At 61.4% G+C, this 14,554-nt stretch carries 14 protein-coding genes; 8 read left to right on the plus strand and 6 right to left on the minus strand.

Annotated elements, in window-relative coordinates:
* Positions 1–56: 56 nt before the first annotated feature.
* Entirely contained in the window at positions 57–551 is a 495-nt protein-coding gene (locus EP165_RS00275; protein ID WP_127519567.1) for a DUF721 domain-containing protein, read from the minus strand.
* A 53-nt stretch (positions 552–604) separates the two neighbouring features.
* Here EP165_RS00275 and mutY point away from each other — a divergent pair, with 53 nt between their 5' ends.
* Together mutY and EP165_RS00285 are read left to right on the plus strand one after the other, a co-directional pair.
* On the plus strand, positions 605–1,726 hold the full coding sequence (gene mutY, locus EP165_RS00280; RefSeq protein WP_127519568.1) for an A/G-specific adenine glycosylase: 1,122 nt from the start codon (positions 605–607) through the stop codon (positions 1,724–1,726).
* Positions 1,723–2,334: an HAD family hydrolase gene (locus tag EP165_RS00285; RefSeq protein ID WP_127519569.1), complete on the plus strand. Its 612-nt coding sequence runs from the start codon at positions 1,723–1,725 to the stop codon at positions 2,332–2,334. Before mutY ends, EP165_RS00285 begins: the two co-directional genes overlap by 4 nt.
* Positions 2,335–2,410: 76 nt before the next feature.
* Here EP165_RS00285 and EP165_RS00290 read toward each other — a convergent pair whose 3' ends face one another.
* Both EP165_RS00290 and EP165_RS00295 read right to left on the minus strand, forming a co-directional pair.
* Positions 2,411–3,826 carry a mannose-1-phosphate guanylyltransferase/mannose-6-phosphate isomerase gene (locus tag EP165_RS00290; protein WP_127519570.1) on the minus strand — a complete coding sequence of 472 codons (1,416 nt, stop codon included), beginning with the start codon at positions 3,824–3,826 and terminating at the stop codon, positions 2,411–2,413.
* A 42-nt stretch (positions 3,827–3,868) separates the two neighbouring features.
* Complete coding sequence (locus EP165_RS00295) at positions 3,869–5,302, minus strand: phosphohexomutase domain-containing protein (RefSeq protein WP_127519571.1); 1,434 nt, start codon at positions 5,300–5,302, stop codon at positions 3,869–3,871.
* Between the two features lie 88 nt (positions 5,303–5,390).
* Here EP165_RS00295 and galE point away from each other — a divergent pair, with 88 nt between their 5' ends.
* The gene (gene galE / locus EP165_RS00300) at positions 5,391–6,377 is read left to right on the plus strand and encodes a UDP-glucose 4-epimerase GalE (RefSeq protein ID WP_127519572.1); all 987 of its coding nucleotides are present in this window, start codon (positions 5,391–5,393) and stop codon (positions 6,375–6,377) included.
* 143 nt (positions 6,378–6,520) lie between these two features.
* On the opposite strand, the gene EP165_RS00305 is transcribed toward galE, so the two are convergent.
* Entirely contained in the window at positions 6,521–7,654 is a 1,134-nt protein-coding gene (locus tag EP165_RS00305; protein WP_127519573.1) for a site-specific DNA-methyltransferase, read from the minus strand.
* Positions 7,655–7,829: 175 nt separating this feature from the next.
* On the opposite strand from EP165_RS00305, the gene EP165_RS00310 reads away from it, so the two are divergent.
* Positions 7,830–8,525 carry an HAD family hydrolase gene (locus EP165_RS00310; protein WP_127519574.1) on the plus strand — a complete coding sequence of 232 codons (696 nt, stop codon included), beginning with the start codon at positions 7,830–7,832 and terminating at the stop codon, positions 8,523–8,525.
* Here the strand turns inward: EP165_RS00310 and EP165_RS00315 are convergent.
* Positions 8,522–9,100, minus strand: coding sequence for a TetR/AcrR family transcriptional regulator (locus tag EP165_RS00315; RefSeq protein ID WP_127519575.1), 579 nt, complete (start codon positions 9,098–9,100; stop codon positions 8,522–8,524). The genes EP165_RS00310 and EP165_RS00315 overlap by 4 nt on opposite strands.
* Before the next feature lie 78 nt (positions 9,101–9,178).
* Here EP165_RS00315 and EP165_RS00320 point away from each other — a divergent pair, with 78 nt between their 5' ends.
* Positions 9,179–10,456 (plus strand): MFS transporter, encoded by a 1,278-nt coding sequence (locus tag EP165_RS00320; RefSeq protein ID WP_164742910.1) that lies wholly within the window; start codon positions 9,179–9,181, stop codon positions 10,454–10,456.
* Positions 10,457–10,538: 82 nt separating this feature from the next.
* Here the strand turns inward: EP165_RS00320 and EP165_RS00325 are convergent, their stop codons facing one another.
* The gene (locus EP165_RS00325) at positions 10,539–11,093 is read right to left on the minus strand and encodes a hypothetical protein (RefSeq protein ID WP_127519577.1); all 555 of its coding nucleotides are present in this window, start codon (positions 11,091–11,093) and stop codon (positions 10,539–10,541) included.
* A gap of 134 nt (positions 11,094–11,227) precedes the next feature.
* On the opposite strand from EP165_RS00325, the gene thrC reads away from it, so the two are divergent.
* Genes thrC through EP165_RS00340 form a run of 3 tightly spaced genes read left to right on the plus strand, consistent with a single transcriptional unit; the run spans position 11,228 to position 14,543 of the window.
* Positions 11,228–12,625, plus strand: a complete 1,398-nt coding sequence (gene thrC, locus EP165_RS00330; protein ID WP_127519578.1) for a threonine synthase — start codon at positions 11,228–11,230, stop codon at positions 12,623–12,625.
* 24 nt (positions 12,626–12,649) lie between these two features.
* Positions 12,650–13,942, plus strand: a complete 1,293-nt coding sequence (locus tag EP165_RS00335) for a M16 family metallopeptidase (RefSeq protein WP_127519579.1) — start codon at positions 12,650–12,652, stop codon at positions 13,940–13,942.
* 10 nt (positions 13,943–13,952) lie between these two features.
* Positions 13,953–14,543, plus strand: coding sequence for a GNAT family N-acetyltransferase (locus tag EP165_RS00340; RefSeq protein ID WP_127519580.1), 591 nt, complete (start codon positions 13,953–13,955; stop codon positions 14,541–14,543).
* The last annotated feature ends 11 nt before the right edge of the window (positions 14,544–14,554 follow it).

Here is a 14,554-nt window from a genome sequence, read left to right on the forward strand (position 1 = left end):
CCAGGCCAATTACCAACAGGCAATTTCGCCGATCACGAACGCGCGAGGCGATGCGGTCAGTTGCCGCTGCCAATGACACTCCTGCCGAGCCGGGCGAGCGAGGCGCGCAGCTCCTCGTCTTCGATCTTGGCCATCAGCCCGTCGATCCTGCCTGCTTCGGCGGCCGTAACCTGGCGCGGCGGGAGTGGGCGAGGCACAGCTTCGCCAACCGGCTTCTGGACGATGCGCAGCCTGCCGATCGCCGGAAACCCAAGATAGGCGTTCACCCTGCCGATCACTTCACCTGACTGATGCTGGAGATGCAGCGCATTGGCGCCGGAACAGCACACGACCAGCGTTGCAGGCTTGAAATCGTCCTCATCGCCGTCGCGCCGCGGCCAGATCACCCGCTCGGGCCGGGTGACGTCGCACAGCGACGGCCCGACGATCTCATCCCAGCTCTGCACCAGCCCGACCGATATGCCGGCGCGCTTGCGCAACACCGGGTCGAGGATCTTGCCGGCCGCCTCGCTGACCTGCACGGGATTGCTGAATTTGCGATTGGCTGCCATGTCGGTATCCGCACTCGAACCGTCTTGTAGCGCAATCCGGCCAGCACCGCACCATGCCCTCGACCACCCGACCGAAACCCGACGCCACTGCCAGGCTTCTCGCCTGGTACGACCGGCATGCGCGCGAGCTGCCCTGGCGCGTTGGGCCGGCAGATCGGGCATCCGGCTCCGTGCCCGACCCCTATCGCGTCTGGCTGTCCGAAATCATGCTGCAGCAGACGACCGTGGAAGCGGTAAAGCCGTATTTCCGGAAATTCCTGGAAAGCTGGCCGGATATCGAATCGCTTGCGGCCGCCGACAATGACGATGTGATGAAGGCCTGGGCGGGGCTGGGTTATTACTCCCGGGCACGCAACCTCAAGAAGTGCGCCGATACGGTAGCTGCCAAACTCCGCGGGCGGTTTCCCGCAAATTATGAAGCGCTTATCGAGCTACCTGGTATTGGCCCCTACACGGCCGCGGCCATCGCGGCGATCGCGTTCGACCAGCCGGAGCCGGTTGTGGACGGGAATGTCGAGCGCGTGATTACGCGTCTGTTTGCAATTGCAACGCCACTCCCGGCCGCGAAGCCGGAAATCAAGGCGCGGGTCGCGAAGATGCTCGCCGCCGAGCGGCCCGGCGATTTCGCGCAGGCAATGATGGACCTCGGCGCAACCATCTGCGCGCCGCGACGGCCAGCCTGCCTCACCTGCCCGCTGAACGATGACTGCGCGGCGCTTGAAAGCGGTGACCCGGCGCATTTCCCGGTCAAGCCGGCGAAGGCCGAGCGCCCTGCCAGGCGAGGCGCGGCATTTGTGGCTGTACGCGACGATGGCGCAGTGCTGCTGCAAAAACGCCCGGAGCAAGGGCTGCTCGGCGGCATGGCGGAAGTGCCCACGACGGGGTGGACCGCGCGCAAGGACGGCGAAACAGGCGTCGGCGGCGCGCCGTTCGCCGCAGACTGGCGGCATACGGGAACCGCCGCGCATGTCTTCACCCATTTCTCGCTCGAACTCACCGTATACCGCGCCGACGGCGTTGCCCGCGAACCCGGCAATGACGGCTGGTGGTCGGCGCCCGAAAAGTTGGCTGGGGAAGCGCTGCCTACCGTCATGAAAAAGGTGATCGAAGCCGCTATACCCGGAGCGACGCAAACGAAGCACCGGCAGTTGAATGGCCGGGGTAGGATACAATGACCGACATCCGTCACATCGTCTTCGACATCGGCCGCGTGCTGATCCACTACGATCCCGAAATTCCATTCCGCCGTCTCATTCCGGACGCGCAAACACGGCACTGGTTCCTTGAAAATGTCTGCACAGGCGACTGGAACCTGGAGCAGGACCGCGGCCGCAGCATCGCGGAGGCCGAGGCGCTGCTGATTGGCGAGTTCCCCGCCGAGGAAGAGAACATCCGAGCCTTCTACCGGCACTGGAACGAGATGGTGAGCCACGCTTATGACGACAGCGTTGCGATCATGGCAGCGTTGGTCGAGGACGGGCGCGACGTGACGATGCTGACGAACTTTTCGGCCGAGACCTATCCGCGGGCGCAGAAAATGTTCCCGTTTCTGGCGCTGCCGCGCGGCGTGTCGGTCTCAGGCGAGCTGGGCCTCATCAAACCCGATCGCGAAATCTACGACCATCACGTATCCGCATTCGGACTCGAACCCTCAGCGACACTGTTCATCGACGACAGCCAGAAGAACGTCGATGGCGCAATCGCGGCCGGCTGGCATGCCGTGCAGTTTACCGGCCCCGAGAAGCTGAAAGCCGATCTCGCGGCTCATGGTGTCGTCGTTTGAATAGGCAATAGTCACGCGTTCGGCTGCTTGCGGGCTTTGGATACGGCACCCGACAACCAATTGCGCGGAATCAGTTTCACGCGCGCCCATATTCATCATCAAATCGCTCGATATCGTCCTCGCCAAGATAATCTCCGCATTGCACCTCGATAAGCACCAGTTTCTCGATTGAGGGGTTCTCCAGCCGGTGGATACCGCCGCAGGGGATGTAAGCAGACTGGTTGGCTTCCAGTGTGCTGACGTCACGGCCGACGGTCACGCGCGCCTGCCCACTGACCACAACCCAGTGTTCCGAGCGGTGCCGGTGCGCCTGCAGGCTTAGCCGGCCGCCCGGTTTCACCTCGATGCGCTTGATCTTGAAGCGCTGACTTTCCTCCAGCACGGTGTAGCTGCCCCATGGGCGGCAAGCGGTACGATGCAACAGAGCGCTGTCGGACCCCGCCACTTGCAGCTGGTTGTAGACTTCCTTGATCTCCTGCGCGGCGTCTTTCGTGCACACCAGCAGCGCGTCGGGAGTGTCGACGACCAGCAGGTCCGAAACACCAACGAGACAGACCAGCCGGTCGGCACCGTGCACGAAACTGTCTTTTGTTCCTTTCAGCACCACATCCCCAATGACGCGGTTGCCCTCGCCGTCCGGCGACGTCAGTCCCGTTATCGCATTCAGCGAACCGATGTCGGACCATTCGAATTCGCACGGTATGCAGGCACCCCGTTTCAGTTTTTCCATCACCGCATAGTCGATTGAAACCGGGTCCACCTTGGCAAACTCGCCCTGGTCAACCTCGATCGTCGTGCGGTTGTCACAAGCGGATATGCGCGAAGCTTCGAAGGCGGCTCCGGTCCGGTTAAGCACATCCGGGCAATGCTCTTTCATCAACGCCAGCATGACGCCAACGCGGAAGCAGAACATGCCGCCGTTCCAGAAAAAGCGGCCGCTCTCCAGAAACTCCCGGGCTTTTTCCAGGCTCGGCTTTTCAACGAAACGGATGAGGTCGGTACCATCCGCCTCCACGTAGCCAAAGCCGGTTTCGGGCCTGTCGGGCCTTATGCCGAACGTTGCGACACGGCCTGCTGCCGCAATTTCTTCGGCGGCCAACACCGCCAATGAAAAGGACTTGGTATCCGCGATGAGATGGTCGGCCGGCAGCACCAAAGCGATTGCATCCAGCCCCTCTACCTGTGCCAGATGCAGACAAGCGAGCGCAACGGCGGCTGCCGTGTCTCGGCCAACCGGCTCCAGAATAAGGCTTTGCGCGATCCCGGCGGACCGTGCGTGCTGATACTCGTTCAATGCGAGAGACATCAGCTCGTGGCCCGTCACCGTCACAATACGGCCAACGCCCGACAGCGCAGCAGCACGCGTATATGTCTTGCGGATCAGCGTTTCGCCATCCGGCAGCGGAATGAACGGCTTCGGGCGGCCCTTGCGCGAAAGCGGCCACAAGCGCGCGCCTGCCCCGCCACACATGATTACCGGCACGACACTCATCTCGAAACTGCACTCCCGGCAGAGGCAGCTCGACAATCTCAATCAGGTCATGCCGAGATACTTCCGCGCCCGCGCCAGCCCCTCGTCCAGCAGAAACGACGCCCGATCATCGGAATTTGCTTCAGTATAGCAGCGCAACTCTGCAGCGTTGCCTGAAATTCTGAAATGAACAATACATCCATCTTTTCCAATAATCTGCAAACCGTCGGTTGTATTTATCATACTTACTTCAATTACATCTCTGAACATATCCGAAACAAACAATCCATCAGCCGCCATCTCGCGTATGAACGCCGCACTCATGTGAAAGTCGGCGTCTTTTATACAACCTGACTTTGATGCATTGAATTTCAGAGCTGCTTCCACTTCGGAAATTTTCGCTCCCGCGCGCTTCGACATATTGAGAACCGCAAGAATCGGCAGCATTGCGTCCCGGGTCGGCAATGCGGCGATCCGGCGGCCAGCCAAAAATACGTCACTCCCCAGCAGCACGCCGCCATTCGCTTCAAAGCCGACGACCGTGGAAGCGCCGCCTGCACTGGCGATATCCATCCCTTCAATTACATAGGGCGATCCGACCCGGGTGCGTATGACGCGCGCAAAGCGTCCGCTGCGTTCGATTCCCGTGTTGGAGGTTACAGGCGTTACAACGCTCCCAGCGCCCATGTCCGAGGCGGTCAAGGCGCCAATCACGTCACCACGCAGCAATCTTCCCGTTTCGTTGCCGATCATCGGACGGTCACCGTCGGCATCGGCTGAGACCACTGCATCAAGCCGATGTTCGCGCACCGCCGTGCCGCAGATCGCCGCATCAGTCGCGCTCAGTGCCTCGGTATCGATGGGCACAAACACGTCGCTACGGCCGAAGGGCACGACGTCCGCACCCAGCGCCGAAAGCACGTCGACAAGCAGATCGCGCGTCACGGACGAATGCTGGTAGATACCGATTCGCATCCCCTTCAGCGCGTCCGGCGCAAGCGTGCCGATCGCGCGCGCACGGTATTCGTCAACGGCCACGCCATGATCGCTCTCGGCATTTGCGGGCGCCACATTTTCAAGGAGCTCCGCTGCCCTTTCGGCATCTGCGATCGCGGCCTCGTCATGCTTGTCGATTTCGCCGTCGGGCCGATAGAATTTCAGCCCGTTTCGGTCTGCGGGAATGTGGCTCCCCGTCACCATGATCGCCGGGACGCCCAGTTTCATCGCGCGCGCGGCAAGCGCCGGTGTCGGCAATTCTCCGCAATCGACCGGCTCAACGCCCGCCTCGAGCAAGCCCGCAAAACAGAAGCGTGCGATACCCGGGCTGCTGGTACGCAGGTCGCGCCCGACAAGAAACCGCCTGCCTCTTTCCGCCCTGCCCTGCGCAATCATGACATGAGCGAACGCTTGTGCGTATGCGGCGGCCGGGCGTCCATTCAGCAATCGGGACAAACCTCGCAGCCCGCTCGTTCCGAATCTGAGCTCATCGTCCTTCACATGTGCAACCGATCGTTTTTGGTCAGCCCATGGTAACGGTTAGCCACTAGAATGTTCGCCGATCAAGTGAACAGAGCGGACCAGCAAATTGACAACTCTCATCACCGGCGGCGCGGGTTACATCGGAAGCCACATGGTCTGGCGCATGCTCGATGCTGGCGAGGACGTGGTCGTGGTCGACCGGCTGAGCACCGGTTTCGATTGGGCCGTGCCTGCGGAAGCCGAACTCGTGGTCGGCGACATTGCGGATCAGGAGCTCATCGAAGCCACGATCAAACGGCGCAATGTCGATGCGATCATCCATTTCGCGGGCTCCATCATCGTACCGGAGTCGGTGTCCGATCCGCTCGGTTATTACCTCAACAACACCGTCAAGTCGCGGGCGCTGATTGAAAGCGCGGTACGCACCGGTGTCGAGCATTTCATCTTTTCCTCGACCGCGGCCGTCTATGGCAGCCCCGAGCAGGTGCCGGTGACCGAGGATGAAACGACGAAGCCGGAATCGCCCTACGGCACCTCCAAGCTCATGACCGAACTGATGCTGCGCGATGCCGCGGCCGCACATCCGCTGCGCTACACCGCGCTGCGCTATTTCAACGTTGCCGGCGCCGACCCGAAAGGCCGCACCGGCCAGTCGACAAAGGGCGCAACGCATCTCATCAAGGTGGCATCCGAAACCGTCACCGGCAAACGCAACTACATGGAAGTGTTCGGGACCGACTATCCGACACCGGACGGCACCTGCATTCGCGATTACATTCACGTGAGCGACCTGGCGGACGCGCATTACCTTGCGCTCAAGCGCCTGCGCGTCGGCGGCGACAGCATTGTCGCGAATTGCGGCTATGGCCGCGGCTATTCGGTGCTGGAAGTTATCGACGCGGTGAAGAAGGTCGTCGGCCACGATTTCGACGTCCGCGTCAGCGGCCGCCGCGCAGGCGACGCCGTTTCGATCGTTGCCAATTCGGACCGCGCGCAGCGCGAGTTCGGCTGGACGCCGGCGCTCGACGATCTCGAGACCATCGTCAGCCACGCTCTCGCCTGGGAAGAGGCCCTGGCGAAGCGCAACAGCTAAGTGACTGCTCTGGCCTGCGCGACAATTTCTGTGAAAGAGCCGTCCCGCACTTAATGACCTGATTCAAGCAGCTCAGAAACTGATTCAAGGCGCTGCCGGAAAGATTCCGCGGCGCCTTCTTAGTTTTTGAAATCGTTAGACGATTAAGCGCCGGCAGCGGCCATGTTCTGGCGTGCGATACGCCGCAGTTCGTCGATCGGCATCAGTTTGCCGCCCTGCTCGTAATGCCAGAACGTCCAGCCGTTGCAGGCGTCCAGACCCTGCACTTTCGCACCCATGCGGTGGATCGATGCGGCCTCGCCATCGGCAAAAACCGTGCCGTCGGCGCGCACCTGCGCAGCCCATCGGCGGCGCGTGTCGTGCAGGATCGTGCCCGCAGCGATTAGCCCGGATTCAACCAGGCTGACAAAGGCCACACGCGGCTCGGCGCGCTTGCCCGGGATGACGCGGAGCTCCGCCTCGGCCAACGGCTCGACCGCGTCGATGCGGGCGCGGGCGGCGTCGATATAGTCCTGTTCGCGCTCGCAGCCGACGAAATGCCGGCCGAGTTTGCGCGCCACCGCACCGGTGGTGCCGGAACCGAAAAACGGGTCGAGCACGACATCGCCCGGCCTGGTCGACGACAGAAGCACACGCGCCAGCAGCGCCTCAGGCTTCTGTGTCGGATGCACCTTGTCGCCGTTCTCGTCCTTCAGGCGTTCGCCGCCCGTGCAGATCGGAAACAGCCAGTCGGAGCGCATCTGCACGTCGTCATTGGCTGCCTTCATCGCATCGTAGTTGAAGGTGTAGCTTTTGGCGTTTGCGTCGCGCGAGGCCCATATCATCGTCTCATGTGCGTTCTGGAAACGTCGGCCGCGGAAGTTGGGCATCGGGTTGGTCTTGCGCCACACCACGTCGTTCAGGATCCAGAAACCGAGGTCCTGCATGGCCGCGCCGACGCGGAAAATATTGTGGTAGGAACCGATCACCCAGATCGTGCCGTTCGGCTTCAGCACCCGGCGGCAGGCCAGCAGCCAGGCGCGGGTGAAGGCGTCGTAGGCAGCGAAATTGTCGAACTGGTCCCAGTCGTTGTCGACCGCGTCGACCTTGGACTGATCGGGCCGGTGCAGATCGCCATTGAGCTGCAGATTGTAGGGCGGGTCGGCAAAGATCGCGTCGATCGAGTGTTCCGGCAGTTTTTCCAGAGCCGCAACGCAATCGCCTTTCAGGATCGTGTCGATCCACTCGGCTTTGTCGGAGGATGCGGGAAGATCGGCAAGTAGGCGTATTGCGGCCATGGGTACACCAGAACTCGTACACATTTACTGAGACTGTTTACTGGCCGTTATGGTTACCGCTTTGCGTAAAGAATTGGTGAAGCCGGGTCCGTTTGCGCCTCGGGCTGCAATCGTGTAACCCGCCTGCGTGCGCTCCCTCCCGAGCTCCAACAAACAAATCCCGAGAGAATCCGCGTTGATCGAACTGGTTATATTCGACTGTGACGGCGTGCTGGTCGATTCCGAGATCATTGCCGCGCGCGTCGAAACCGCGCTGCTGGCCAAGGTGGGCATAGAGATCGACCCCATCGAATTTGCCGGGCGTTATGCCGGCCTCACCTTCCGCGACATTCTGATGCGCCTTGAGGCCGAAACGGGGCAAGTGCTGCAGGCTTCTCTGCTCGACAAACAAAGGGCGGAGCTCGACCGGCGGCTGGCGCGGGAGCTGCGTGCCATTTCAGGCGTTGCGGACGCCGTATCGGCGGTCAAGCAGCCGCGATGCATTTGCTCCAATTCGCGTTCCGAGCGGCTGGAAATGATGCTCGGCAAAACCGGGCTGATGCCACTCTTCGAGGGTCGCGTGTTCTCGGCAATGGATCTGCCGGATCAGCGGCCGAAACCGGCACCGGACGTTTATCTTCACGCGGCGTCCGTGATGAACACAGATCCGGCAAATTGCATGGTGCTCGAGGATTCCGTGCACGGCGTGGCAGCGGCCAAGGCGGCCGGCATGCGGGTGATCGGCTTTACCGGCGGCGCGCACAGCTATCCCGGTCATTCGGACGTGTTGACGGAAGCTGGCGCGGAAACCGCAATTAACCGCTGGGCAGATCTTGGGCCCGTGCTCGAGGCGCTGTCGATGTGGACGGAAGACGAGGCCGGCCCGGCCTAGGTTGTCACGAGCCGGATAATCGTGTCGGGCACAACTTGCACGGCTTCCTCCTCCGTCAGGCGTCCGGTCCTCAGCGCCGCGGCACCCTCATGCAATATCGCGTAGATGCAGGTCATCTGCCATTCGACGGGCTGATCGTCCCTAAAACGTCCCTCCCTTCGGCCGCGGTCGACAAGATACTGGAGTTGCGTCATCGGCTGGTCGTTGTACGTGCGAATGCGGTCCGGCTTGAGTTCCTGTTCGGCAGCCGCCAGCAACTGCTTGTGTTGGTCGACAAGCTTCCATGACAGTGAAATCAGCCTGCTGAGCGCGCCCGCCGGGTCACCGTTGAGGTCGACAGCGGCAAGCTGCTCTTCCGTACGCTGCATGACGTCCTGGAACACCGCTTCAATGAGTTCCTTTCGCGACGAAAAGTGGCCGTAAAGCGTGGCGCGGCTGACGCCGGCCGCTTGTGCCACGTCGACCATGCTCGCCTCCGAATCCCCGGCGATGCAGGCAAGCGCGGCATCGATGATCAAGTTCCGATTGCGCCGTGCATCCGCGCGCTTCTGAACCGTTTTTAGCGGATCTTTCATGTGACGCCTTTACTAAATTAGACACAGGTGTATATGTTGCTCACAAGTCAGACACTAGTGTATGAATTAGGTGGCAACATGACCATTTCCGACACCAATGCCGTTCAGAATGACATAACTGCTCCATCGTCGGGCACCCCGCGCGGATCGTGGATCGCGCTCCTGCTGCTCAGCGCAGCACAATTCATGCTGATACTCGATCTTACAATCGTGAACATCGCCCTTCCCGATCTCAGTCTTGACCTGGGGCTGACCGGCGACGCCGCCGGTTGGGTCATAACAGCCTACGCCATTCCCTTCGGTCTCCTAATGTTGCCGGGAGGCAGGGCCGCCGACAGGTTCGGCTCCCGCCGCATCTTCCTCATCGGCCTGGTGATGTTCACCATCTCGTCGATGGTTGCGGGCTTGGCCATTAACGCGCCATTGCTGATCGCCGCAAGAGCAGGACAAGGTGTGAGCGCGGCATTGATGTCGCCAGCAGCCCTGGCGACGATTACCGCTATGTTCGACGGAACCGATCGCAACCGCGCACTCGGTATTTGGGGCTCCATCGGTGCCGTCGGCGGTGCGGCAGGCGTGTTGATAGGTGGATTACTGACAGGCGGTCCCGGGTGGCGCTGGATATTCTACATAAATGTCCCCGTCGGGCTGGCGATTGCAGCGTTGCTGCCCATGTATGCACCGTATGTCACTCCGGCTGCCGACCGCTACTGGTCCGGCTTTCTGCGCAATTTCAGGGTCGTTCGCGACCGCGCAATACTGTCAGGACTCTACCTCATGGTGGGCGGCAGTGCATTGATGTTCGCCATCTTCTTCCTGCTATCCTTCGTGCTTCAAAGCCGGCTTGGCTGGTCACCGGTTTCTACTGGCCTCATGTTTCTGCCCGTTGCCCTGGGAACGGTCGTCGGAGCCCAACTTGCGGGGCATATAGTGTCCCATATGGGCGTGCGCCTGCCATCGGTCCTGGCTCTGGCCATCGCCGGCCTTGGCCTCGCGCTTCAGGCATACTTCCTTGATCAAACATGGATACTCATCGGCGGCGCAACAGTCGCAGCGCTCGGGCTGGGGGTCGTGATGGTCGCGGCAACAATCATAACGATGGGGCATGCGGGCGAGAACCAGCGCGGTTTCGTATCGGGGTTGCTGAATACGCTGCACGAGCTTGGAGGTGCGGCAGGGGTAGCGGGTTTCTCCGCTCTCGCTGCGTCCAGCATCGCAACGCCGGAACTGAGTGCCGAAGGCTTCGTCACCTCTCTCCTGGTCGGTGCCGGTTTCGCTGCCGTCGCGACAGTGATCTCGATAGTTCTGGTACCGGGCGGCAGACCCAAAGGCGACGTTTCGGGCTTCGTCCATTGAGGCCACCGGACCAAGCCAGATCGAGGGTGAGATAGCCATGTCGACCTGCGGCGCGCCGCCAGGTGGCGCGTCGCGCTAAAGCCTAGGGCGTATCGTACGGCCCCTCGTCGTAACCTGCGAAGATCAGCACATTCTGAGTGGCCGGCACAGGTATCTGGAACACGGCTTCGGAGAAGATGAACTGGGTCGCGCCGATCGTGTCGGGGATGTTCACCGGGTGCTTGTAAAGCTGTGAATAAAGCACGTCCGAGCCCTGTATCGCGGCAACCCGGATCGGCATGGTGATGGTACCGGCCTTACCCTTGGGCCCCGGCACAATGCGGCCAGCAATGGCGACTTTGATGTTCAGCATGTCGCCCGAACGGCTGCACTGCCGCGTCACATCGGCGATGGAAGCCTGGTAGATCACGCGGGTTGCGTCGTCCTTGCCGCCACGCTCAAAGGTGTTGAAATATGCCGTTCCTTCGCGCAGCTGAACCGCCGGGCAATACATACGCAGTTCGCTCAGCTTTACCGGTTCGTTGGCCCGCTGGTTTTCCAGATCAAGCGCGTCAACACCGCTGCCCGACTGGCACCCGGCCAGGCCGAGCGCGGCCAAAGCCAGCACCGATACGGCGGCAAAAGAAAACCTGCTCAATGAAAACCCCTGAAACTGTGCTTCCCACACGCTAAGTGGCTGTTCTATATCAATCACGCGCGCGGAAAGCGACCGAAGGAATACGGTTTTTCAAAGGCCGGTAAACAACACAGCAGCAGCCCGGATCAATCGAAATGCATTACATCAGCACCCGAGGCACCGCACCGCGGCTTGGTTTCTCCGACGTACTTCTTGCCGGGCTCGCACGCGACGGCGGGCTGTACGTTCCCGAAGAGTGGCCAACGTTCAGCGCAGCCGAAATTGCCGCGATGCGCGGACTTCCCTATGCCGAAGTCGCCAAGCGACTGCTGACTCCCTTTGTCGGCGGTGAAATCGAGTCATCGAAATTCGCGGAAATCATCGACGATGCCTACGCCTCGTTCCGGCATCCCGCAGTATGCCCACTGGTGCAGACAGATGCCAACGAGTTCGTGCTCGAGCTCTTTCACGGTCCTACCCTCGCTTTCAAGGACGTTGCCATGCAGCTGCTTGGGCGGCTGATGGACCATGTTCTGACCGAGCGCGGGCAACGCGCCACTATCGTCGGCGCAACTTCCGGCGACACGGGCGGGGCCGCCATCGAAGCCTTTGCCGGCCGCGAACGCGCAGATATCTTCATTCTGTTTCCGCATGGGCGCGTTTCGCCGGTCCAGCAGAAACAGATGACCACATCCGGCGCCAGCAATGTCCACGCGCTGGCGATCGAAGGCAATTTCGACGACTGCCAGGGCCTGGTGAAAGGCATGTTCAACGACCATGCCTTCCGCGACCGTCTGGGCGTGTCGGGCGTAAACTCGATCAACTGGGCACGGATCATGGCCCAGATCGTGTATTATTTTTCCTCCGCGCTTTCGCTGGGTGCGCCCGACCGAGCAGTGTCGTTCACGGTCCCCACCGGCAATTTCGGCGATATTTTCGCCGGTTACGCCGCGAAAAGGATGGGCCTGCCCATCGACCGCCTGATCATCGCCACCAACGACAACGACATTCTGGCGCGCACGCTCGAAACGGGGCGCTACGAAACGCGGCCTGTCATCGCCACCACATCGCCTTCCATGGACATTCAGGTGTCGTCGAATTTCGAGCGGCTTCTGTTCGAGGCCGGCGGCCGCGACGCCGGTGCCATTATACGAGCCATGGACGGGCTGAAGCAGTCAGGCGCATTCGGCATAGAGCCAGGCACGCTGGCGGCCATCCGCGCCGACTTCGCGGCGGGTGCTGCGACGATGGACCAGACGGCGGCCACAATCGATGCCGTGCTCAAAGGGTCCGGCTATCTGCTCGACCCGCATACGGCGAGCGCCATGCATGTCGCGCGCCGTCATGAAGCCGCAGCAACCCCCATGGTCGTGCTTGCGACCGCGCATCCGGCTAAGTTCCCGGACGCGGTTCGTACAGCAAGCGGTGTGGTGCCAGCCTTGCCGGCCTGGCTTTCAGGACTGATGGAAAAACCAGAAAAGTTTGAGGTTCTTTCATCTGATCTGAAAATGTTGGAGGATTATGTTGAGGAGCGTGCCCGCGCAGCGGTCTAGCGTTTCCCAGGGAGTAGGAAGTTGATGGGTGTACAGGTAAGCCGTCTGTCGAACGGCATGACGGTCGCTACCGAGAACCAGCCACATATCGAAAGCGTTGCACTGGGCGTCTGGGTCCGTTCAGGCTCACGCAATGAGCGCGACGACGAACACGGCATCGCTCACCTGCTGGAACACATGGCCTTCAAGGGAACCAGTTCCCGGTCGGCCTGGGACATCGCCTCGCAGATCGAGAATGTGGGCGGCGAGATCAACGCCGCCACAAGTGTCGAAACGACCGCCTTTTACGCGCGCGTAATGCGCAATGATGTGCCTCTGGCGATCGACATCATTTCGGACATCCTGACGGATTCCAAATTCGACGCCGACGAACTGGCGCGCGAACAGCATGTCATTCTGCAGGAGATCGGCGCAGCGCACGATACACCCGACGATATCGTTTTCGACCGCTTCACGGAGACCGCATTCCGCAACCAGACGCTCGGCCGTTCGATCCTGGGCACCCCGGATACGGTGCGCTCCTTCTCGTCGGACAATCTCAGATCGTTCCTCGACAACCAGTACGGCGCCGACCGCATGGTCGTGGTTGCGGCGGGCGCGGTCGATCACGACGCCTTTGTGCGCAGGATCGAACGCGGACTTGGCGGCTTCAGGGCGAAGGCTCCTGCAGGCGAACCGACCGACGCCACCTATGTCGGCGGCGACTTCCGCGAAGACCGCGATCTCATGGACGCGCAGATCGTGCTCGGCTTCGAAGGGCGCGCCTACCATGTACGAGATTTCTATGCCTCGCAGCTGCTTTCCATGATTCTCGGCGGCGGCATGTCATCGCGGCTGTTCCAGGAGGTGCGCGAGCGCAAAGGTCTCTGTTATTCGGTCTATGCCTTCCACTGGGGCTTTTCCGATACCGGCGTATTTGGCGTACATGCGGCCACGGGAAAAGAAGATATTGCCGAGCTTGTTCCACTGCTCCTGAACGAACTGCACAGAGCAGGCGACGAAATCACCATGGAGGAGCTCAACCGGGCACGTGCGCAGTATCGGGCCGGCCTGGTCATGGCGGCGGAAAGCCCGGCCAGCAGGGCTTCACAGGTCGCACGGCAATTGCTGCTTTACGGCCGGCCAATCCCGATGGAGGAGCTTATGGACCGGTTGTCGAACATCACCGTGGAACGCCTGTCGGACCTCGCCAGACGGCTCTTTTCCACCACTCCGACAATCGCGGCCATCGGGCCGGTCGGCTCGATGCCCGCATTCGAGACCGTGCGCAAGAATCTCGAGCGTGCGGACACGCCGGCCCACAGGATTGCTGTCTGACGCGGCGGCGATGCTCGGTCTGTCAGCCTATCGCCGACCTGAACCGGAGCTGGCGGCCGGATCGATCAGGCTTCGGCTTCCGCGACGCGGCGACTATCGCGAATGGGCCGCGTTGCGCAATCAAAGCCGTGACTTTCTGACGCCGTGGGAACCGCGTTGGGGAAAAGACGAGCTGGAAAAGGCAGCCTGGCGCGAAAGGCTGAGACGCTACCGGCAGGAATTCAATTCCGGTGCAGCCGTGCCGCTGTTCATCTTCGACGCTCAAAGCGGCGCGCTTGTCGGCGGCATCACGCTCAGCAACATCCGCTATGGTGTAGCGCAATGCGCCAGCATCGGCTACTGGCTCGGCGAGCCGCATGCCGGCAAGGGGCTGATGGTCGAGGCGCTTGAGCCGGTCGCTGTTTACGCATTCCAAAGGTTGCGATTGCACCGCCTCGAAGCTGCCTGTATTCCCGACAACAACCGATCGGTTCGCGTACTTGAAAAAGCCGGATTCAAACGCGAAGGACTGCTCAGATCCTACCTGAAGATCAACGGGGTCTGGCAGGACCATCTTCTATATGCCCGGGTGGCTGACGGCTACGGACGGGCGCCGCAGTGAGGCAGCGCGCA

This window comes from Mesorhizobium sp. Z1-4 (assembly GCF_004000235.1).
GTDB lineage: Bacteria > Pseudomonadota > Alphaproteobacteria > Rhizobiales > Rhizobiaceae > RCIO01.